The 20,754-nt window shown below is 55.1% G+C and carries 17 protein-coding genes and 1 pseudogene; 4 read left to right on the top strand and 14 right to left on the bottom strand.

What is annotated here, in order from left to right:
- Nucleotides 1–4: 4 nt before the first annotated feature.
- The 4 genes from ACXAG1_RS16120 to rluD all read right to left on the bottom strand — a co-directional run bounded on the left by ACXAG1_RS16120 (nucleotide 5) and on the right by rluD (nucleotide 6,043).
- Nucleotides 5–1,198: an efflux RND transporter periplasmic adaptor subunit gene (locus tag ACXAG1_RS16120; RefSeq protein WP_475120249.1), complete on the bottom strand. Its 1,194-nt coding sequence runs from the start codon at nucleotides 1,196–1,198 to the stop codon at nucleotides 5–7.
- Between the two features lie 178 nt (nucleotides 1,199–1,376).
- Nucleotides 1,377–3,983, bottom strand: a complete 2,607-nt coding sequence (clpB, locus tag ACXAG1_RS16115) for an ATP-dependent chaperone ClpB (protein ID WP_475120248.1) — start codon at nucleotides 3,981–3,983, stop codon at nucleotides 1,377–1,379.
- Nucleotides 3,984–4,270: 287 nt separating this feature from the next.
- Nucleotides 4,271–5,032, bottom strand: coding sequence for a peptidoglycan editing factor PgeF (gene pgeF, locus ACXAG1_RS16110; RefSeq protein WP_475120247.1), 762 nt, complete (start codon nucleotides 5,030–5,032; stop codon nucleotides 4,271–4,273).
- 45 nt (nucleotides 5,033–5,077) lie between these two features.
- A complete protein-coding gene (gene rluD / locus ACXAG1_RS16105) occupies nucleotides 5,078–6,043 on the bottom strand; it encodes a 23S rRNA pseudouridine(1911/1915/1917) synthase RluD (RefSeq protein WP_475120246.1) in 966 nt (321 codons plus the stop codon).
- 166 nt (nucleotides 6,044–6,209) lie between these two features.
- Here rluD and ACXAG1_RS16100 point away from each other — a divergent pair, with 166 nt between their 5' ends.
- The gene (locus tag ACXAG1_RS16100) at nucleotides 6,210–7,157 is read left to right on the top strand and encodes an outer membrane protein assembly factor BamD (RefSeq protein WP_051687413.1); all 948 of its coding nucleotides are present in this window, start codon (nucleotides 6,210–6,212) and stop codon (nucleotides 7,155–7,157) included.
- Between the two features lie 80 nt (nucleotides 7,158–7,237).
- Here ACXAG1_RS16100 and ACXAG1_RS16095 read toward each other — a convergent pair whose 3' ends face one another.
- Nucleotides 7,238–8,866, bottom strand: coding sequence for an NAD+ synthase (locus tag ACXAG1_RS16095; protein WP_475090599.1), 1,629 nt, complete (start codon nucleotides 8,864–8,866; stop codon nucleotides 7,238–7,240).
- A 114-nt stretch (nucleotides 8,867–8,980) separates the two neighbouring features.
- On the opposite strand from ACXAG1_RS16095, the gene ACXAG1_RS16090 reads away from it, so the two are divergent.
- The 3 genes from ACXAG1_RS16090 to ACXAG1_RS16080 all read left to right on the top strand — a co-directional run bounded on the left by ACXAG1_RS16090 (nucleotide 8,981) and on the right by ACXAG1_RS16080 (nucleotide 12,722).
- Complete coding sequence (locus ACXAG1_RS16090) at nucleotides 8,981–10,630, top strand: ATP-binding protein (RefSeq protein WP_475120245.1); 1,650 nt, start codon at nucleotides 8,981–8,983, stop codon at nucleotides 10,628–10,630.
- Between the two features lie 39 nt (nucleotides 10,631–10,669).
- Nucleotides 10,670–12,067 carry a sigma-54-dependent transcriptional regulator gene (locus tag ACXAG1_RS16085; RefSeq protein ID WP_475120244.1) on the top strand — a complete coding sequence of 466 codons (1,398 nt, stop codon included), beginning with the start codon at nucleotides 10,670–10,672 and terminating at the stop codon, nucleotides 12,065–12,067.
- Between the two features lie 82 nt (nucleotides 12,068–12,149).
- Complete coding sequence (locus ACXAG1_RS16080) at nucleotides 12,150–12,722, top strand: GspH/FimT family pseudopilin (RefSeq protein WP_475120243.1); 573 nt, start codon at nucleotides 12,150–12,152, stop codon at nucleotides 12,720–12,722.
- 32 nt (nucleotides 12,723–12,754) lie between these two features.
- Here ACXAG1_RS16080 and ACXAG1_RS16075 read toward each other — a convergent pair whose 3' ends face one another.
- From ACXAG1_RS16075 to ACXAG1_RS16035, 9 genes and pseudogenes are all read right to left on the bottom strand, one after another.
- Complete coding sequence (locus ACXAG1_RS16075) at nucleotides 12,755–13,195, bottom strand: type IV pilin protein (RefSeq protein ID WP_475120242.1); 441 nt, start codon at nucleotides 13,193–13,195, stop codon at nucleotides 12,755–12,757.
- A 50-nt stretch (nucleotides 13,196–13,245) separates the two neighbouring features.
- Nucleotides 13,246–16,560, bottom strand: coding sequence for a pilus assembly protein (locus ACXAG1_RS16070; protein ID WP_475120241.1), 3,315 nt, complete (start codon nucleotides 16,558–16,560; stop codon nucleotides 13,246–13,248).
- Between the two features lie 57 nt (nucleotides 16,561–16,617).
- Nucleotides 16,618–17,151, bottom strand: coding sequence for a pilus assembly PilX family protein (locus tag ACXAG1_RS16065; protein WP_475090606.1), 534 nt, complete (start codon nucleotides 17,149–17,151; stop codon nucleotides 16,618–16,620).
- Nucleotides 17,151–18,116, bottom strand: coding sequence for a PilW family protein (locus tag ACXAG1_RS16060; RefSeq protein ID WP_475090607.1), 966 nt, complete (start codon nucleotides 18,114–18,116; stop codon nucleotides 17,151–17,153). Before ACXAG1_RS16060 ends, ACXAG1_RS16065 begins: the two co-directional genes overlap by 1 nt.
- A gap of 1 nt (nucleotide 18,117) precedes the next feature.
- Nucleotides 18,118–18,609 carry a type IV pilus modification protein PilV gene (gene pilV / locus ACXAG1_RS16055; protein WP_475090608.1) on the bottom strand — a complete coding sequence of 164 codons (492 nt, stop codon included), beginning with the start codon at nucleotides 18,607–18,609 and terminating at the stop codon, nucleotides 18,118–18,120.
- A gap of 11 nt (nucleotides 18,610–18,620) precedes the next feature.
- Entirely contained in the window at nucleotides 18,621–19,016 is a 396-nt protein-coding gene (locus ACXAG1_RS16050) for a GspH/FimT family protein (protein WP_475093892.1), read from the bottom strand.
- A gap of 45 nt (nucleotides 19,017–19,061) precedes the next feature.
- Nucleotides 19,062–19,142 (bottom strand): annotated as a pseudogene (locus ACXAG1_RS16045) (prepilin-type N-terminal cleavage/methylation domain-containing protein); the annotation flags it as partial.
- 190 nt (nucleotides 19,143–19,332) lie between these two features.
- Complete coding sequence (ispH, locus tag ACXAG1_RS16040; RefSeq protein WP_475090609.1) at nucleotides 19,333–20,265, bottom strand: 4-hydroxy-3-methylbut-2-enyl diphosphate reductase; 933 nt, start codon at nucleotides 20,263–20,265, stop codon at nucleotides 19,333–19,335.
- Nucleotides 20,266–20,299: 34 nt separating this feature from the next.
- Complete coding sequence (locus ACXAG1_RS16035) at nucleotides 20,300–20,740, bottom strand: FKBP-type peptidyl-prolyl cis-trans isomerase (RefSeq protein ID WP_475090610.1); 441 nt, start codon at nucleotides 20,738–20,740, stop codon at nucleotides 20,300–20,302.
- Nucleotides 20,741–20,754 lie beyond the last annotated feature (14 nt).

Raw genomic sequence — 20,754 nt, 5'->3', positions numbered from 1 at the left:
CCCGCTAGCTGTTTTCCGGGTCCGGAGCGATCTGCTCGGGCGGCGGGTTGTCGTTGTTGATGATCACCCCACCCTCGTTGCGCAATTTCAGCAGCCCGCTGGTGGCAACCTGGTCACCAGCCTCTACCCCCTCGGTTATTTCGATCAGGTCACCGCGCTCCTCGCCGGTCTTCACAAATCGCTTGATCGCAATCCACTCGGCGGGCTTCCCACTTTCACGTCCCATCAACTGCTTGTCGTTGGTACTGGCTGCCGCTTTACTCTTCGACTTGCGAATAACAAATACCGCATTTCCGTAGGGTGCATAGCTGATGGCTGTACGCGGTACCACGAGTACATTGCGAAACTTTTCCACCTTCACGGCGACATCGGCAAACATACCCGGGCGCAATTGCCGCTGCGGGTTTTCGAGTGTGGCCTGCAGCAGGAAAGTGCGATTGCGCGGGTCGATCGCCGGGTCAATGGCCGTAATACGCCCCTGGAACTTACTCGCCGGAAGCGCGGCCGCGGTGAGTTCGACACTTTGGCCTTCCGTAACCCGGGTAAAGTCCCGCTCGGACAGGGAAAAGTCCACATAGATCGGATGTAGCTGCTGCAGTGATACCACAGCATCACCTGGTGAAACGTTTTGTCCAAGATCAACCTGGCGAATACCGAGCTGACCGGAGAACGGGGCGATAATCGTGCGCTCACTAATCGTGGCACGCTGCACAAGCAGGTTTGCCAGTACCTGATCCAGGGTGGCCTGGGCCTGATCCAATTCACGAAGGGTGGCGACACCTTTCGTGTAAAGCTGCGATATCCGTTTAAAGTCTCGCTCCGCCAATCTGCGTTCGGCTTCCAGTACTTCAATCTGTGCTGTTTCCGGATCGGCGGTGAGTTCAGCCAGCAGTGCGCCTTTATCGACCGCCTGGCCGGACTCAAAGTAAATGGCTTTAACTTCACCCTGCGCGCGCGTGGTGACGTCGACGCCATTAATGGCGCGCAGGCTACCTACCGCATTCAAGCGGGTTTGCCAACGTTGTGACTGCACTTGCGAGGTGGTTATCGTGGCGGGGGGCAATGACATGTTGTCCATAAACTGGTTCATCATGTAATTGCCGAAAAATTTGAAACCGAAGATACCGCCGAACACGACAAGGCAGGCTAGCAGCATCCACAACATGCGCCGGTTAAATAGCTGCCTTGCCAGTGTCATACATCAGATCCATTGAAGCGTAAGCACTTCGATTCCTCGCAGGTGGCGGCGGCGCAACCGGGTAGCAACTTGTGAGACACGCCGTAAACCCATCCTTGGGGGCTCTGCAAAAACATCCTGTTTTTGAAGGTCTCACAAGTTGCTACCCGGCCCCGCCACCTTCCCAAATACCTTTGAGCTACTTTTCAAAAACCGCCTTATCCCCTTCCAAAGTCGCATGAATGGTGTCCCCAGGTACAAACTTCCCGGACAGCACATCCTGAGCCAGCGGGTTTTCGATCCACATCTGAATAGCACGTTTAAGTGGACGCGCGCCATACACCGGGTCAAACCCGACATCGGCAAGTTTGCCCAGCAGCTCGTCGGAAATCTCCATTTTCAGATCCCGGTCGAGCAAACGCTTGCGCAGGTTCTGCAGCTGTATCTCGGCAATGGAGCGCACTTCTGCGCGATCCAGGGGATGGAATACCACGACCTCGTCGATACGGTTGATGAACTCCGGGCGGAAGTGTTCGCCAACCACGTCCATCACCGCCGCTTTCATCTGCCGGTAGTGAATCTCCGAATCGATTTCATCGTCGTCGCGGGCACTGGCGTATTTCTGGATCAGGTCCGAACCGAGGTTAGACGTCATCACGACCACGGTGTTGCGGAAGTCGACGGTGCGACCCTGGCCGTCGGTAAGGCGACCGTCCTCGAGTACCTGCAGCAAAATATTGAATACGTCCGGGTGGGCTTTCTCCACCTCGTCCAGCAGCAGCACCGAGTAGGGTTTGCGGCGCACGGCTTCGGTCAGATAACCGCCCTCCTCATATCCCACATAACCGGGGGGCGCGCCGATCAGCCGGGCGACAGAGTGCTTCTCCATAAACTCCGACATATCTACACGCACCATGGCGTCTTCGGTGTCGAACAGGAATTGCGCCAATGCCTTGCACAGCTCGGTTTTACCCACACCGGTAGGGCCGAGGAACAGGAAAGAACCATTGGGGCGATTGGGGTCGGCGAGGCCGGCGCGGGAGCGACGTACCGCGTTGGACACCGCCTCCACCGCTTCGTCCTGGCCGATCACCCGATCGTGCAGGGACTCTTCCATGCGCAAGAGCTTTTCGCGCTCGCCTTCGAGCATTTTGGAGACCGGGATTCCGGTCCAGCGGGATACGACTTCCGCGACTTCCTCGTCGGTAACCCGGTTGCGCAGCAGCTGGTTTTCGCTGGTATCGCTGTTGTCCGATGCCAGTTTCAGTTGCTGCTCCAGTTGCGGGATTACGCCGTATTGGATTTCCGACATGCGGGTGAGGTCGCCGGCGCGGCGCGCGGCGTCCATATCCAGTTTGGCCTGCTCCAGCTTGTTTTTGATGTCGGCGCTGCCGGCCAGTTTGGCTTTTTCCGCTTTCCAGATTTCCTCCAGGTCGGCGTACTCTTTTTCGATCTTGTCGATATCCTCCTCGAGTTTCGCCAGACGCTTTTTAGCCGCCTCGTCGTCCTTGTCTTTCTTTACTGCCTCGCGCTCGATCTTGAGCTGAATCAGGCGGCGTTCCAGCTTGTCCATTTCCTCCGGCTTGGAGTCGATTTCCATACGGATACGGCTGGCTGCTTCATCGATCAGGTCGATCGCCTTATCCGGTAGCTGGCGATCGGTGATATAGCGCTGGGACAGCTTGGTGGCGGCAATAATGGCGGAGTCGGTGATATCGACACCGTGGTGCACTTCGTAGCGCTCTTTCAGTCCACGCAGAATGGCGATGGTGTCTTCTTCCGAAGGTTCGTCCACCAGCACTTTCTGGAAGCGGCGTTCCAGCGCGGCGTCTTTTTCAATGTACTGGCGGTATTCGTCCAGGGTGGTGGCGCCAACGCAGTGCAATTCACCGCGAGCCAGCGCGGGCTTCAGCATATTGCCCGCATCCATGGCGCCCTCGGCCTTGCCCGCGCCCACCATGGTATGCAGTTCATCGATAAACAGGATGACGCGGCCTTCCTGTTTGGAAAGTTCGTTCAGTACCGCTTTCAGGCGCTCTTCGAACTCACCGCGGAATTTGGCTCCGGCGAGCAGCGATCCGAGATCCAGAGACAACAGTCGCTTGTCTTTCAATCCTTCCGGCACCTCGCCATTGACGATGCGCTGAGCCAAGCCTTCGACAATCGCGGTTTTGCCCACACCGGGCTCGCCAATCAGTACCGGGTTGTTTTTGGTCCGGCGCTGCAGAACCTGAATGGTGCGGCGAATTTCGTCGTCGCGACCAATTACTGGATCCAGCTTGCCCGCTTCGGCGCGCGCCGTGAGATCCATGGTGTACTTATCGAGCGCTTGGCGGGCTTCTTCCGCCTGGGGATCGTTGACCTTTTCGTCGCCGCGTATTTTGGTAATCGCATCTTGAAGATGCTTCAGATCACCGTGGGCGTTCAGGATTTTCGACACTGCACCGGCAGCGGGGTCAAAGGCTGCAAGCAATACCGTTTCGCTGGCGATAAAGCTGTCGCCATTTTTCTGGGCTTTTTTATCCGCCAGATTGAACAGGCGCATCAGCTCCTGAGACATGCCGACGTCGCCGGTGGGCGTGCCAACGGTGGGCAGGCTATCCAGGCGCTTGGCGAGGTCATTGCGCAGGCCGTTGATATTAAAACCGGCCTGATTCAGAAATGCGGTGGCGCTGCCATTGGATTGATCCAGCAGAGCCTGAATAAGGTGTTCGGGAAGAATCTGATTGTGATCGCGACCAACGGCAATGGATTGCGCGTCCGCAATGGCGGTCTGCAATGGGTTGGTCATCCGGTCGATGCGCATGTGTTAATAACCTCTTGTGATCCTCTTCCTGATATAAAACGCGCCGGACACAAAGGCAGGCGACGCGCGGAAACGCAATGACGAATACAGTCTAGTGCTGATCAGTAATTTGCGGGCAGGAGGCGGGTTTTAAAGGGGGAAGTACGGCGAGAAATAGATTTCACGTCATGCCGGACCTGATCCGGCATCCAGCTTCGTAGCACTGGATTCCGGGTCAAGCCCGGAATGACGCTGAGAATGGGAAACCCGTAAGGTGGATAAGCGCAGCGCATCCACCAAAAAGTTACTTACTCAAACCAAATAAGAGAAGCCATGCGGCCGGTATTGCCATCCCGACGGTAGGAAAAGAATTCACTGGCCTCGGAAACGGTACAGCGGTCTCCGCCATAAACTTCCGCGACACCCAGTTCGGCGAGCTCGGCGCGGCCGAGGGCGTAAATGTCTGCCAGAAAGTGCAGCGGTTTTTGGGAATGAGGCACAAAGCACTGGGCGATGGCTTCCGCATGGGATTCGCTCAGGGAGGATTCGAAAGCGGCTTCAAGTACATCCACACCGCACTCGAACGCTTCCGGACCAATGGCCGGGCCGAACCACACCAGCAGATCTTCTGGCTCGCTATTCATCGCGTAGATGGTTTCGCGAATCACGCCACCGGTGAGGCCACGCCAGCCCGCATGAATGGCGGCGACTTCGCTGCCATCGCGATTACAAATCAACAGCGGCAGGCAATCGGCGGTCAGCACCGCACACACTATTCCGGGCTCACCGGTATAGCTGGCGTCGGCGGTCAGAATCTTGCCATCTGAATGCGCCACTACCGCCTTATCGCTGTGAATCTGCTCCAGCCACTGGGGCGGATTCGGCAAATTCAATTCCCGCTGCAGCCGATCCCGGTTCGCCTGCACCGCTTCGGGGGCATCCCCCACATGGTCCGCGAGATTGAACGCAGAGTAATCCCCCTCACTGTGCCCGTCGTGGCGCAGAGTAACTGCGGCGCGCACATTGGCGGGCGCGGGCCAGTCGGGCTTGAGGTAATGGTCGGCTGACATGGGAAAGGTCCTGTGAGGTTAAACCGGGGACAACGCGCCCGCGGATCAGAAATTGTCCGCGCGCAACAATTCGAGCAGTTGCAGCATATCTTCCGGCATTGGTGCCTGCCAGTGCATTGGCTCGCCAGTTTCCGGGTGAATAAGCGCTAACTCTGCAGCGTGCAAAGCCTGCCGCGGGAACTGCTGCAGTGCATGGATCAACTCCTGACTGGCGCCAGCGGGCAGCTTGCTGCGCCCGCCGTAGAGCGGATCGCCAATCAGCGGATGGCGGATATGCGCCATATGCACGCGGATCTGGTGGGTGCGACCGGTTTCCAGCTGGCAGCGCACCAGGGTATGCGCGCGGAACCGCTCTTGTAAGCGATAGTGAGTAATCGCTTCCTTGGCGCCCCCCATTCCTGCGATCTGCAATACCGCCATTTTCAGGCGATGGGTTTTGTGACGGCCCATGGGTGCATCCACGGTACCCCCACCACTCAGCGTGCCCTGCACCACAGCGTCGTAGAGGCGGCTGACGCTGCGTTCCTTGAGCTGATCCACCAGATCCGTCTGCGCCGGCAGGGTCTTGGCAACCACCATCAGGCCACTGGTATCCTTGTCCAGTCGATGCACGATACCAGCGCGGGGAATATTCTGCTGGCCCGCGCAGTGGGCCAGCAGGCCGTTCAGCAGGGTCCCGTCCGGATTGCCGGCGGCCGGATGTACCACCAGCCCGGCGGGCTTGTTGATCACAAGAATGGCATCGTCCTCATAAACGATATCCAGGGGCATTTCCTGCGCCAACCACTCCCCCTGAGCCTCTAATTCCGCACTCAGAGCCAGCAGTTCTCCGCCAAACAGCTTATCTTTAGGCTTGCCGGTACGGCCATCTACGGTAAGTTGGCCACCTTTTATCCAGGTTTGCAGGCGCGCTCGGGAATAATCAGGGATCAAATCCGCTGCGATCTGGTCAAACCTCTGCCCGGCGTACTCCGCGGGCACTTCAATTTCGAGTTGTATTTGATTGCTCATCCGAGAGGGTCTAGTGTCCTGTAACGCAATAAATGTGGTTGCCAGCAGGTTGCTTGTACTTTGGGCTGGCGGGGCGCTGTGGTTAAATAGCTGCCCTTCGGCCCCCGGTGAATTTTGGGCGGCTAGTTTAATAAGGTTGAGACGAATAATGATAGAGCGAGGGGCAATGCGGTCTTGGAATAGACAGTCCTGGAAAACCCTGTGTGTCGCATTTTTGGCTGTTTTGGTAGCCTCCTGTGCCAGTACGGACGAGGAAGAAGAGGGCCTGCCCACCGGTAACCGTACCGAACAGGCCTTTTATGAGGCCGCTCAGCGGCAGCTGAAGTCCAGCCAGTGGGAACTGGCGATCAAGAACCTGCGTGCACTGGAAGACAACTTCCCCTTCGGCAACTACGCCGAACAGGCGCAGCTGGAGCTGATCTACGCCTACTATCGCGACTACCAGAACGATGCGGCCATCTCCGCTGCGGACCGTTTTATCCGCCTGCACCCGCAGCATCGCAATGTGGACTACGCCTATTATATGAAGGGCCTGGCCTCCTTCACCGAAGGCAGCGGCCTGTTTGAGCGTTTCCTGCCCACCGACATGACCCGTCGTGACCCGGGCTCCGCACGGGAATCCTTCGCCTATTTCGCCCAGCTGATGGCGCGCTATCCCGAGAGCCGCTATGCGCCGGACGCGCAGAAGCGCATGATCCACCTGCGCAACCTGCTGGCGCGCTACGAAATTCACGTGGCCAACTACTACTTCAAGCGCAATGCCTACCTGGCCTCCGCCAACCGCGGCCGCTATGTTGTCGAGAATTTTCAGCAGACCCCGGCGGTGCCGGACGCCCTGGCGGTGATGGTGCAGTCCTACCACCTGTTGGAAATGCCGCAGCTGGAAGCCAGTTCCCTGGCGGTACTGCGCACCAACTACCCGGATCATCCGGCGTTCCGGGAGGACGGCTCCTTCAACTACAAGTACTACGCTGGTGCCAAGGGCCGCAATATTGCCCATCGCCTCACCCTGGGGCTGTTCGAGAAATCGGACCCCCGCGGGTTTGACAGCCGCGAGCTGTACAATGCCGAGTTCCGGCCGGAGCAGGCGCCGCTGCCTCCCGAGCTGAACTGATCCGGTTACAGCAGCCAAATAAAAAAAGCCCCCGTTACCCAAGGTACCGGGGGCTTTTTTGTGCCGTATACAGGCGGAGTTTATTCCCCAGCCTTCCAGCCATTGGTGATCGGGTAACGCCGGTCGCGACCGAAACCACGCTCGGAAACCCGCACCCCAACTGCCGCCTGGCGGCGCTTGTACTCATTGCGGTCTACCAGACGCACCACCCGCATTACCGTCTCCTCGTCAAAGCCCTTGGCGATAATGGCCGCGGCGCTGTGGTCGAGGTCGATATACAGCCGCAAAATCTCATCGAGAACCTCGTAGGGAGGCAGGCTGTCGGAATCCACCTGATCCGGCGCCAGTTCCGCGCTGGGTTCACGGGTGATCACCGTTTCCGGGATGACTTGGGACACCGTATTGCGGTAGCGGGACAGCGCGTACACCAGGATCTTGGGCACATCCTTCAGGGCGTTGTAGCCACCCACCATATCGCCGTAAAGGGTGGCATAGCCCACGGCCATCTCACTCTTGTTTCCGGTGGTCAGGACCATGTAGCCCTTTTTGTTGGAGATGGCCATCAGCAGCATACCGCGGGCGCGAGCCTGCAGGTTTTCCTCGGTGGTATCCCGCTCGCTACCCTCAAACTCTTGGGCCAGGGCGCCCATAGCGGCATCGAAGATGCCCTCGATGCCGATCACCCGGTAGTGAATACCGAGGCGCTTCGCCTGGTCCGCCGCATCGTTCTTGGACAAATCCGAGGTATAGCGGAACGGCATCATCACCGCTTCCACGCGATCCGGGCCGAGGGCGTCCACCGCGATCGCCAGGGTCAGGGCGGAATCAATACCGCCGGACAGCCCCAGCACCACGCCTTTAAAGCCGTTCTTGTTCACGTAATCCCGCACGCCGAGCACCAGCGCCTGGTATACCGACGCCAGATCTTCCAGTGGCTTGGCATCATTGCCCGCAGCGACGCTTACTTCCTCACCATCGGCCTGTACAGTGACCGGTAGCAGGCTCTCGACGAACTCCGGAGCGCGGCCGCGCAGGCTGCCGTCCTTGTCCACCGCAAAGGAGCCGCCGTCAAACACAAGCTCGTCCTGCCCGCCCACAGAATTGACATAGACGATCGGCATCTTTCCCGCCTGGGCCTGCCGCCCCAGCAGCGCCAGGCGCTCCTGGGCCTTTCCGCGATGGAAAGGCGAGGCATTGATATTCAGCATCAGCTTCGCCCCGGCGCGCTCCGCCTGAGCCACCGGCTCCGGGTGCCAGATATCTTCACAAATACTGATGGCCGTGGGCACGCCCTTAATGTCGACCACACAGGGCTGATCGCCGGGAATGAAGTAGCGCAGCTCGTCGAACACCTGGTAATTAGGCAGCTTCTGCTTGGCGTACTCAGCGACCAGTTCGCCGTCCTGAATCAGCCCGGCCATATTCAGTACCGCACCGGCCACCACTCGCGGGTAGCCAATCAGTACCGCACAGGGTAATTCGGCCTTCAGCAACTTATTCAGCGCATCGTCGATACGTTTCTGCATGCTTGGGCGCAACAAGAGATCTTCCGGCGGATAACCACACAGAGTCAGCTCCGGAAAAAGCACCAGATCCGCGCCGTGCTCTCGGTGCGCGCGGCGGGCGACCTCGACTACCTGGTCGGTATTGCCGGGAATATCCCCCACCAGCAGATTGATTTGCGCCAGCACTAGCTGCAAAGTAGACATCTCATAACCCCGTTAAACTGAGGCGGCTATTGTAGCCGCGCAGCCTGAGCGCACAATATCTGCAGGGGCCTGGGGCCCCTGACGCCGAAACTTCGCACACGATGAGAATAAAAAGTGAGCAGTCAGCCACTCACCGCACCAACAAGTGACCATTCAACGACCCACACCGAAACCCAGCGACCGGCTGCCGGGTTCCAGTGGAATTTACGGCAACGAGATCTCCTTAAAATATACGCCTGGTACCGGGTGGTCATTGGGCTAGTCCTGCTCGGACTATTCGCCTCAGGCCTCAGCCGCGGCGCGGTTGGCACACTGCTTCCCGCGCTTTACCTGAATACCGCGATAACCTATGCGGTACTCAATGTTGCCTGGCTGATGTTTCTTTACCCCAGCGGCTTTCGCACCACGCCTCTGCGCATCGGCAGTATTCTGGGTTGCGACATCACCGCCTTCCTGCTGCTTATCCAGGCAAGTGGCGGTCTCGACTCTGGCGTCGGCTACCTGCTACTGACCACGTGTGCCGTAGGTTCCTTGCTCCTCGACCGACGCATGGGCGCGTTCCTCGCAGCAATCACCAGTATCGCGGTCATCGCCCAGCAATTGATTGGCATTTTATATGGGCAGGCTGATACCCAGGATATTGTCTCGGCTGGCAGTCTTGGCATTCTGCTGTTTACCTGTGTAACCGCCCTCCAGTACCTATCGACACATATTCGACTCGCGAACGAAAAAGCTGAGAAAGAACGCCGGCAGGCAGCACGGCTACAGAGACTGACCCAGCAAATTGTGGCGCAGATGCGCACCGGTGTGATGGTGTTGAACGGCGAAGGGGAAGTAGAGCTGATCAACCGCGCCGCCCGGCAACTTCTCGGGCCACAGGAATTCGAAGGAAGAACTCTCAGTGAAGAATTGCACCGGAACCTGACAGAACTCAGGCAGCAGTCGGAAACTTCAAGCGGCATTTTTCAGGGTGGCGAGCACAGCGAAATCCGCGCGAGCGTCACGGCCTTGGGTAATGAGGCAAGTGATAGCAGCCTCGTGTTTCTCGAAGACCATCGCAAGCTGACCCAACAGGCTCAGCAGCTAAAACTCGCCTCACTGGGCCGCCTCACCGGGTCCATCGCCCATGAAGTGCGCAACCCGCTCAGCGCGATCAATCACGCGGCAGAACTGCTCGGGGAATCCAGCACCATCTCCGAGGAAGACCGGAAACTCACCGAAATCATAGGTCGGCATAGCCAGCGCGTAAACCAGATCATTGAGAACGTGATGCAACTGTCTCGGCGACAGCCTGCACGGACACAACTTCTCGATCTTTGCCATTGGACCAAGCAATTTTTGGGCGACTACCAGCGGGAAACAGACACCAGATACAAAGTCATCGTACGGTGCCCGGAAACTCCCATCTATGCGCGATTCGACCCGCATCAAATGGCACAGGTCGCGACAAATTTATGTAACAACGCTGTGCGACACTCCCACGATGCAACCGGCCACTACTATGCGGAAGTGATCATTCGGTTACACCCGGAGCGCGAGCGTGCCCAGCTCGATTTTGTAGATATAGGCACCGGGGTGGATGAAGACCACAAAGACAAAATCTTTGAGCCTTTTTTCACAACCGAAGCCACCGGTGCCGGTTTGGGACTGTATATTGCCCGGGAATTATGCGAATCTACCAGAGCGAATCTTTATTACTGCAAAGACCAAAAAATGCGCAGTTGTTTCCGAATAGAGTTCGCCAACGCCGAACAGATTTTCTAACGAGCTTCTGATTGTCGATCAATAATAACGCTGAAGAATATGAGCGACCGTCAACCCATCGCCCTGGTTGTGGACGACGAACCAGACATCTGCGAACTGATTTCCATGACCCTGCAGCGCATGAGCGTTCGCGCGGATATTGCCATGTCAGTGACAGAAGCCCGCCGCCGCCTGCAGGAAAAACAGTACGATTTCTGCCTGACTGACATGCGCCTCCCCGACGGGGATGGACTGGACCTGGTAGAAACCATCCAGGACCGCCCATTCGACCAGGCGATTCCTGTTGCCGTCATTACCGCGCACGGCAATATGGACACTGCAATTTCAGCACTGAAGCTCGGAGCCTTTGATTTTGTCAGTAAGCCGGTAAACCTTGAGCGCTTGCGTACACTGGTGCAACTCGCACTGCGTTTGGGTGAAGACCGATTTCTCAAGGCGCAGGAGTTTCCACCATTACTGCAAGGACAGTCATCTGCTATTCAGGCGCTACGCGACGCACTGAGCAAAGCAGCGCGCAGCGACGCGCCGGTGCACTTGACGGGCGAGCCAGGTGCAGGGAAGGAACTGGCGGCGCGCTGTATTCACGATCTGGGGCCACGTGCGGAAAGCCCATTTGTGCCCCTGCACTGCTCGAGTATCCCTGCCGAATTTTTTGAGCAACTGCTGTTCGGAAATCAGACTGCCGGCAAAGAAGTACAGGGACTACTGCAGTCTGCCAATGGCGGAACCCTGTTTCTTGACGAAATCACCGCGCTTCCCAAAGAAATTCAGGTCAAACTTCTGCAAGTCATAGAGGAAAAGCGGTTCCAGCCTATTGGCGGTGAGGTATCTCAATCCCTCGATATCCGTGTGATCAGCAGCAGCCGGAAAAACCTTGCCAGTGAAACCCGTCGCGGTGAATTCCGCAGCGACCTGTATTTCCGCATTAACGTCATCGAGGTGATTGCCCCCGCCCTGCGAGAAAGGCAGGAAGACATCCCGCTGTTGACGCGCTTCCTGCTCCGCAGGCTAACAGAGAGCACCCCAGGCAGCCCTCCCCGAGCAGGCCAGGACGCTACCCAGGCCCTGCAGGCGCACTCATTTCCCGGCAACCTGCGGGAATTGGAAAATGTACTAGAGAGAGCACTTGCACGGTGCGAGTCCAATACCATTCGAGCTGAAGATCTCGATCTTACGGATGAACCTCCGGTGCCGGAGGCCGAAGACCGATCCCCGGAAACCAGCGAGCCAGCAGAACACCCCCGATCAGTTTATCCGGGGCAATTTACCGCCGCAGGTTTCGAGACACTGGATGATTTTCTGGAAGTAATTGAGCGAGACGCGATAGAAGCCGCGCTAAATGAAACTCGCTGGAACAAGACTGCCGCGGCGGAAAAGCTTGGAATAAGCTTTCGCTCATTGAGGTACCGATTGAAAAAGCTCAATCTGGACGACTAAGTTAGCACGCCCGTACTGTAATAGCCTGTGATTGGCATTTTCTTGGGCCTTGGTATGCTGCTATGCACACTCAAGGATGAGGATGCTGCTGATGCAACGGCACCATGGCACGACACTAATAGAGCTTGTCGTCACTCTCGCAATTCTTTCGATCATCGCAACAATCGCGTTGCCCGCTATGGGCGATCTGGTCGATCGCTATCGAACGCACATGAAAGCCAGGGAACTGTTCAACCTGCTAATCCTGATGCGAAGCAAAGCTTACAACAGACAGGAAAAATACACACTTTGCCCGAGTAGCGACAACACCAACTGCGGTGGCGACTGGTCAGCGGGCGCTATACTTTTTGCGGATCTCGATGGAGATGGAGATAAAGACTCAGGAGAGCAGGTCGAAAAACTGTTTTCGGGAGCAGAGTCCGGGGGGGCTTTAAGTTGGAATGCATTCAACAATAAGGGCTATATTATGTTCCGCCCCAACGGGACAACACCAGCGCAAAGCGGAAATTTTTCATATTGCCCTCCCAGTGGATACGCAAAAGACGGCTGGATAATAATACTGAACACAATTGGCCGCCCATATCTTGGAAAAGATAAGGACGGCGATGGCGTCGCAGAAACCGGTAGCGGGAAAAACCTCAGCTGTGGCACTTGAGCCAGCATCTCTTAGGCTGCCAGTTTATTTACTTAGCTGCAGGTTTTATCCCAGCACATATCACCTGCGCCGAAACCGTCCCGCCCCCTGTCCCAACCTTTCTCGCCATTGGAGCGCAACAGCAGATTACCATTATCTGCTTGTGCGCCTTTGGCCTGAGCCTGCAACTCGTAGCTACTGCCACCATTACTCAGGGTAATTCGCAAATTGTAGTATTTGGTGCCGCCGTCGAGCGGCGCTTCAGTCGCAAAAATCAGAGGCACGTTACTTGCTTCAGAGCCATTGTAACTGCCATTCTGAGTAAAATGTTGCTCCATTGCCTGGGCCAACCCCATTAATGCTCCCTGTGCATCTGCACGCCGAGAGTTCTTCACATACTCCTGATATGAAGGCATCGCGATACCGGCAATAATGGCGATTATCGCCACAGCAATCATTAGCTCGATAAGTGAAAAGCCGCGCTGTTGATTCATAGTGCTACTCAAAATTATTTAACCAAGAACATTTGTTCGGTATTACCGGTTTATTCAGGAGTAATCTCTTCCCAGGACAGTCGCCCTTCGCGCGCCCCACCGCCAACGTTAACATCCCGGTCGTTAATTGTGCCCGCACTGGTCGACGTATACTGTCTCTTTGCCCCCAGAAATCCTGGCTTGTTTGGAATCCCTTCATCAACCAGCTCACCTACGTAATCCATATCGGCACTATCAATCACCCCATCGCCATTTGCATCATACACAGCGAATTTAGTCGGCGGCAACCCGGTACGAATATCTACGGACATCAGCCAACCGTAGCCTCCCGCAGAGCACACCTGGCCGGTCGGAATCAGCGTATTGAAGAAAAGGACATTGCGAAGCAGATCTGGCCGTGTAGTAACCCGCTCCCCACCGTCTGGCGAGGTTCCAGCCTCGAGAGGAATATACCATCCGGAATCTTCCGTCCAGCTCAACTCGTCACCGCTCAATGTCCGATGAGTGACAGTGCCACCACCTTCTTGGGGCACATCTTGTTCACCAATAGATCGGGAAACCAGATCGCTCTTATCCAGTCCGTATACGCCATTATCGGATACTGCATAAAAGCCACCTGCAGAAGTATCTGCGGTATCGGTCGCAGTTAAATACTGACCAGTTCCAAATGTGACAAGCAGATTGGGACCCGGGCCACTCTCATAGGCTGTATTTCGTGCAACGAGGGGAGCCGCTGTAATTGGTTCTCCCGTCGCAGAAAACAGCGGTGCAGGAGAGCCCCCATTACTTTCCAATGCCCACTGACCGGTGCTCTCCACATCAAAGGCCCACATATTGCCGCGCAGGTCACCCGCGTAAATGCGGTCGATAGTGCCATCGAGATCCGAGTCGACAATTGCCGGTGTGGACAAGCCGTTAGGATTTCCCTGGCTTCCGGTCGCGGTAGAGATATACACATGCCCGCTTCCGTCGAGATACACGATAAACAAGCCAGCATCTCCTGTATGACTGTTATAGCCATTACCGAAAATCGCGGCCCACTTTCCATTTGACATACGACCAATTTGAGGGCGGCTAAATGAGTACCCGAGGTTGCTATTGTCATTGTCAGAGAACTCCCACAGGACCAACGACGCAGCATTTGTCTCGGAAAAATTCCCCGGGTCTGTCACATCCAGAGCAAAATACCCCTTGCCGCCTCCGGCGAGCCCGCCCACAAGAACGGTTTTCCACGCACTTCCGACATAAGCATCACCAACGGTGGGTGTACCATCAACATAGTACTTGTGAAGATAATTTTGCGAGCTCAGGGAGTGGACCCCCTCATCAGCAGTAGTGCTCGCCAAAGCAGCTGGTGCATACGCGATCAATTCCTTGCCAGCATTCGCTCCTGACATTGACGCATTAAATCCGTGTAGAAAACCATCATTCGCCCCTACATAAACCATAGGGGTTCTGTTTGCCTTACTACTTTTAAAGGCTGCATAACTGCTCGCCTCAGGAAATTCAGCACTATCCCAACTCGATGAGGGAGCACCGAGATACACAGGGGTAGAATTAACAATGTCGCCCAGCCGACTACCCCGTTGACGGAACTCGTCGCTGGCATTGCCTTCATTACTTCGATCTCCACGCTGATAAGCAATTCGCTCTGCAGCACGACCATCTTGAACAGCAACACCTGAAGAAGTGTTGATATTCAGGTCCAGCTCCGTGCCACCATCAGCACCAGTGAAATCGAGGCCGGCCTCAGTATATGGAACACCGCTGCTCCCGTTATGGGTCAATACCACTCGCTGGGTAATATCAGCCTGATCCAGGATGCTCCCCGCCTCCCAGGAAGAAGTGGATGATATGCTTCCGTCACTATTGATCGAAAGCGCGGACAACTCACCACTCCAGTCACCACTGTCAAATTTAGCGGCATACAGCGCAGAGTTCGCCTCTAACGAAGTGGAATTAAATGCAACTGAGCTGGAACTACCTACAATTGCGTGTACTTTGCTGATAATTTGATTAAACGTCACACTAAGTTCGGCAGCATTATCGGCAGAATAAACTCCGCCACCACCATGGTGGCCAGCGTTCACCATTACGTTGCTGTCGGAGAGTCCCTGATTAGCAAATCCAATCAGGTAACTAATGATATTGTTTTTTACTGAGGTCCCATCCGGCTCTTTTAGGTCAGGTCGTAAATCTATGTCATACAACGCCTTGATGACATCATCCATTGAGTCATTGTTTCCTGAGGTGCAACCTTTGGGGCCGCTGCACGCGTAGTCGTAATCATCTAATATATCGCTAACACTGCTATCGCTCGTTGGAGCACCATCCGTAAGTGCAACCATGAAGCTTTTCTGACAGTAGTATTGTATTGCCGCGCCCTCACCTGAAGCTGTAGGCACAGGAACTTCAGGATCAACATCATTCCAATCCGGAGAGCTCGCAAATATATTTTGTCCTGCAGTACTGACTTCCGTCCCCGTGTCATCAACGTACGTCAACTGCTGAGTTTCATGGCCACTAATAAAGTAACGGCCAACATCCTCGAATGTCTCACCCAAAGGAGTATTACCACCAGCACTGACCCCGGAAACAATACTTAACAAATCCGCCCTGCTGCTGTCATCAATACTCGTTAGACCTTGCAATGCTCTACCACCGTCACTGCCATCAAACTGCATCAGCCCTACGCGAACATCCTCCAGGCCAGAAATCAATTCCGCTGCAGCGGTTTTCATGATATCAGTACGGCGAATATCAATTTTAGAACGACGAGCATCGCCATTTGCATCCACAAAGTCAGCGGCGATATAAGAGCCTCCGCTTTCTTCAGAAAAATACCAGTTCAACAAATGCCCACTAACAGAGTTTTTCCGATAGTTCCCACTATCGGAGTTTGACATGTAGTAGTCACCGTCATTACCTTCAGCGTAAAGCCAGGCTCGGTAATCAGTATCATTGTCAAAACAGTTACTACTGGAGTTCCAGGTTCGCCAGCCCTCACCATCATTATCCAGGCGAAACTCGACCTCCCCCTTGTTCATACCATCCGAATCGACACGAAAGTCAATTTCATAAGTCCCAGTTCGCCAACGTTCACTATCGTAGTCGTAGTACCTGTAAGTCGCAGGTAAGGGGCTCGCACAACTGGCATAATCTGTATCTTCATCGTATCCAGAAGGTGGTAAAACCATTGTTTCCATAGATCCCGACGAATCGAGAACAAACATAATATTTGGCTCTGCAGAGCCTCGGGTATAGAGCGGTACATCAGACAAATTTCCCGGGGCAGCAGAGGCACTGGTTGCTAGCGTCAGCAAGAATGACGAAGATATCGTCCAGAAAGATAGTCTCGCTTTCATTCTGTTATTCCATTTCATTGTTCGGTCTCTATTCGAAAACTATGCCGGCAAATCGCCCTACATAGATCGCCCGTAAAAAGTCACAATTATTCTTTCTGTGCCACCAACACCTACGCCTCGGGTTACGATCTTAAATACTTGAATATCTTCATAATCCTGTCCGGTGTTTCCCGTACTCAGGTCTACATCAGATGCATTCGAGTCATCAGACGCCAACCCTGACATTTCAATGTACATACGCCCTTTCAATGCGTTGCCTTGATGATCAGTCATACCTACGTCTATTTCCGTGGTATTTGTATCGGTCCAGGTCGCGCCGGCAAAAAGATCGTCCGGTCCATCCCCGGCAGTTCGCATCCAGCCGGTTGTCCCAAAACCACTAGTATCCGCCAATCCGTCAATAACCAGCTCACCTCTCCGAGCCATTGATTCGGCGACTTCCAGGGCGACTTTAGCGTCTCGTGAGGCAAACGTCATACGCTCCCCCATTATCACGCTCTGCGCTCCGGAAACGCCTATCAGTGTCAAAACCATCAGCAAGATCAGGCTTACTATGAGAACCGCCCCTTTTTGGGCGTGAACCTTTTGCATTACATACTCCCCCGGTTACGCACCTTGACGGTGGCAACATAGAGCTTTCTCAATCGACCGTCCGTATACGTCGTTTCAGTTCCATCAAGCTCAGTAATCGTTTGCGTATCGACACCCGCAGCCGTGTCACTAGTCACCAGCAACTGCAATTTAATCGAAGTTACCTCAGCCATATTATCCAGGTTGCCATCCGCACCCTGCCAGACATCTACCACGCCATCACCGGAGGTATCACGGCCATACGCAATTTGCATGTCTTCAATTCCAGGAACCAGCTCCTGGGAATTTCCGTTCTCATTCCGGACGAAGAGAGAGTTATCTCCCGCAGTACTTTCGGCAATAAAGTACGTGCGCTGGTATGGCGCTAAAATTTTGGCTTCAGCTCCATACACCTCTTGTAGCGTCGCGCCATGAGCAAAGGTCCGGTTTCCCGCGCCAATATCACCTGTAACACCCGTAATTGAGACCACATCGCCAACCCGGCAGTTTGAAATCAAGACGACATCGCCCGCTGCAATGGGGCAATTAGCAGTCACCTGATTTCCGCCATTGGCCATTCTTCCCACGCCTGCGCACGCGTCCGCCGAACTTCCGATAACCAAAATGTCGCTACCTGCGATCACATCCATACTGCCGACTTTTTGGCCTGCCCCTGCGTTGTCTATTCCCTGAATTCCATCAGCACCTATCGCCGCGAAAAAACCGGTCGGCGAACTGAGGTTGTTTACAATGCTGTCTCGATCTGGTGCGCATCCCCAGTAATCGGCAGCACGAATTTCCTTGCTCAGCATATCCAGTGCAAATCGACCACTCTCCTGTATACGAGAGAATGCCGTCTGAGTGCGGGAGGTGCTCGTGTTGCTCTGAAATACCTGTAACACACCGAGCAGCAAAAGTGAGCTCAGAACGATACCCACCATCAACTCCACTAATGACAAACCTCGCTGTCGGGCAATCAGTCGCATATCAAAGCTCCACCGTCATAACAAAACTGGTGTCTTCCGCTCCACCTTCAGAGCTACCGTAATTTTCACCGGTGTGCTGCTGCTGCCATGACAGTGTCACGGTAACTTCATCACCATTTCGGCCGATGGTGCCAGACGCCGAGGGTAAGTTAGATTTAATCACCTGCCCCCATTCGTATAGATCCAGGCTGGCCAATTCATTTACCGTACAAGCAGAATTACAGCTATTACCGCGAGTTTCGCTTCCATCTACCGTTCCGTCGTAACTCCCCTGTTCCAACCCACTGGGGTTCGCGCGCATGCGCTCGACGATATCCTGAGCAGCCAATGCAGCCATATACCTTTGATTGGCCCCATTACCATTTTTCAAACTCAGCGTCTGCGTTGCAGCAACACCTAACAACCCAACGGCAAGAACCAGAACGGAAATCAGCACCTCTATCAAGGTGGCACCCTGCTGCTTTAACATCCCGCGCTTCACTTTATGTTTCATTTCCCTGACCCCTAGCCACTACAGGCGGTATTGGTAAGAAGGCGTACGGCTCCCGACACCAGCACTTCCAGCTGGCGCCCGTGATTGCCAGCACGACTGTCGCAGACACCCAGAGTAAGCTTGTCAGTCAAATCTGACTCACCACGAGCATTAAACATAAATTGCAGATTGGCAGTATCGGTACCACCAACATCAGCTGTCACGGCAAGGCTCGCATTCTCGATATCGAAAACGCGCAACACAGTGTCGCTATTATCGAAACTGTCATTACCATTGTCGTCCACGTAAACTCTGAGCCCGTTGCCCACATCACCGCCCACAGCGCTCACACCGACGCCGCCACTTGAGCGTACCGCTTCGGCGCGCGCGAATTGAAGAACCGCATTGATGTCATCAGTTTTGGTCACGATCCGGTAGTCCTGAATCAATGAGCGGAAGGAGGGCACCCCTACAGCCGCGATTATGCCAAGCACGCTAATCACGACCATAAGCTCTACGAGTGTAAAGCCCCTCTGACTTGGAGTGTTGTTCATTGTTTGTTCAACCTGAATCACGGGAGGGCTGAGTTTCAGCCCAATACACGAATGTTATGGCTTTATATCAGTTCAAGGAGGGAAAGGAAGTGAAGGCGTCGACTCTTCTCCGCGGACCTGACAGGCGGTAATGGGAGGCCGACAAGCGGATCAAAGCGGGGTAGCTCCCACTGTGCGGGAGCTCAAAAATTCAACGCAACTCTCGGGGTAAGCTGAAACTAATGTTTTCCGGGATACCGTCCACTTCATCGGGAACATTTGCCCCGAGGTCCCGCAGCTTCTGGATGACTCTCTCAACCAACACCTCTGGTGCGGATGCTCCTGCGGTGATACCTACAACACTTTTGCCCGCCAGCCACGATGAGTCGACACAATCTGGGCCGTCGACGAGGAAAGCGTCTGTACCACAGCGCTCCGCCAACTCGCGTAGTCGATTGGAATTGGAGCTGTTCGGGCTCCCCACGACCAGTACAAGATCACACTCCAGCGCGAGTTGACGCACCGCATCCTGACGATTCTGCGTCGCATAGCATATATCGTCCTTGCGCGGGCCGCGGATATTGGGAAACTTGGCTCGTAGGGCGTCGATAACCCGGGAGGTATCATCCACAGACAGGGTTGTCTGGGTGACGAAGGTCAGGTTGTCTGGGTCTTTCACTTCCAGTTCAGCAACATCCTGTTCGTCTTCCACCAGATAGATGGCGCCACCATTACTCCTGTCGTACTGGCCCATGGTGCCCTCGACTTCCGGGTGACCTTCATGGCCGATCAGAATGCACTCACTGCCATCGCTGCTGAATTTGCTCACTTCCATATGCACCTTGGTCACCAGCGGGCAGGTAGCATCGAAGACTTTCAGGCCGCGGTTTTCGGCCTCCTGCTGTACCGCCTTGGAGACGCCGTGGGCACTGAAGATGACGATGACATCGTCAGGCACTTCATCCAGCTCGTCCACAAACACCGCACCGCGTTCACGCAGTGTGTCCACCACGAACTTGTTGTGAACCACTTCGTGGCGCACATAGATAGGCGCGCCGAACACGTCGAGGGCGCGGTTGACGATATCGATCGCGCGGTCGACACCGGCACAGAAGCCGCGGGGGTTAGCGAGACGAATCTGCATGCTTGTTCTGTCCTTGACCTTCTGAACCAACAAATTAGTTTACTGAGGCCACTTCAAGAATTTTAACGTGGAAAAATACAGTCTGGCCGGCGAGGGGGTGGTTGAAGTCCACTTCCACATCGTCTTCGCCGATCTCCCGGATAACGCCGGGAAGCTCGCCATCGCCGTTATCGAAAGACACGACCAGCCCCTCTTCCAGTTCCATATCCGGTGAAAAGTGGCCCTTCTTCACTTTCTGGACATTGGACGGGTTGCGCTGGCCGAAGCCCGCTTCCGGGGGAATTTCAATTTCTGCTTCGTCACCGGCCTTGAGACCGAACAGGGACTGCTCGAATCCCGGCAGCAGGTTGCCATCGCCAACGATAAACGTGGCCGGATCCCCTTCGAAATTGGAGTCGATCTCTGATCCATCGTCGAGCTTGAGGGCAAAGTGCAGGGTTACCCGGCTGTGTTCACCGATTACATTATTGCTCATCGTACTTCTCTAAT

The sequence above is a fragment of the Microbulbifer sp. ABE4_465 genome (assembly GCF_056160765.1).
This window is presented reverse-complemented; position numbering and strand designations above follow the sequence as displayed.

Bases quoted from the DNA above. Each gene is read 5' to 3' on its own strand.
- ACXAG1_RS16120 (WP_475120249.1), bottom strand. From the start codon at position 1,198: ATGACACTGGCAAGGCAGCTATTTAACCGGCGCATGTTGTGGATGCTG.
- clpB (WP_475120248.1), bottom strand. From the start codon at position 3,983: ATGCGCATCGACCGGATGACCAACCCATTGCAGACCGCCATTGCGGAC.
- pgeF (WP_475120247.1), bottom strand. From the start codon at position 5,032: ATGTCAGCCGACCATTACCTCAAGCCCGACTGGCCCGCGCCCGCCAAT.
- rluD (WP_475120246.1), bottom strand. From the start codon at position 6,043: ATGAGCAATCAAATACAACTCGAAATTGAAGTGCCCGCGGAGTACGCC.
- ACXAG1_RS16100 (WP_051687413.1), top strand. From the start codon at position 6,210: ATGCGGTCTTGGAATAGACAGTCCTGGAAAACCCTGTGTGTCGCATTT.
- ACXAG1_RS16095 (WP_475090599.1), bottom strand. From the start codon at position 8,866: ATGTCTACTTTGCAGCTAGTGCTGGCGCAAATCAATCTGCTGGTGGGG.
- ACXAG1_RS16085 (WP_475120244.1), top strand. From the start codon at position 10,670: ATGAGCGACCGTCAACCCATCGCCCTGGTTGTGGACGACGAACCAGAC.
- ACXAG1_RS16080 (WP_475120243.1), top strand. From the start codon at position 12,150: ATGCTGCTGATGCAACGGCACCATGGCACGACACTAATAGAGCTTGTC.
- ACXAG1_RS16075 (WP_475120242.1), bottom strand. From the start codon at position 13,195: ATGAATCAACAGCGCGGCTTTTCACTTATCGAGCTAATGATTGCTGTG.
- ACXAG1_RS16070 (WP_475120241.1), bottom strand. From the start codon at position 16,560: ATGAAAGCGAGACTATCTTTCTGGACGATATCTTCGTCATTCTTGCTG.
- ACXAG1_RS16065 (WP_475090606.1), bottom strand. From the start codon at position 17,151: ATGCAAAAGGTTCACGCCCAAAAAGGGGCGGTTCTCATAGTAAGCCTG.
- ACXAG1_RS16060 (WP_475090607.1), bottom strand. From the start codon at position 18,116: ATGCGACTGATTGCCCGACAGCGAGGTTTGTCATTAGTGGAGTTGATG.
- pilV (WP_475090608.1), bottom strand. From the start codon at position 18,609: ATGAAACATAAAGTGAAGCGCGGGATGTTAAAGCAGCAGGGTGCCACC.
- ispH (WP_475090609.1), bottom strand. From the start codon at position 20,265: ATGCAGATTCGTCTCGCTAACCCCCGCGGCTTCTGTGCCGGTGTCGAC.
- ACXAG1_RS16035 (WP_475090610.1), bottom strand. From the start codon at position 20,740: ATGAGCAATAATGTAATCGGTGAACACAGCCGGGTAACCCTGCACTTT.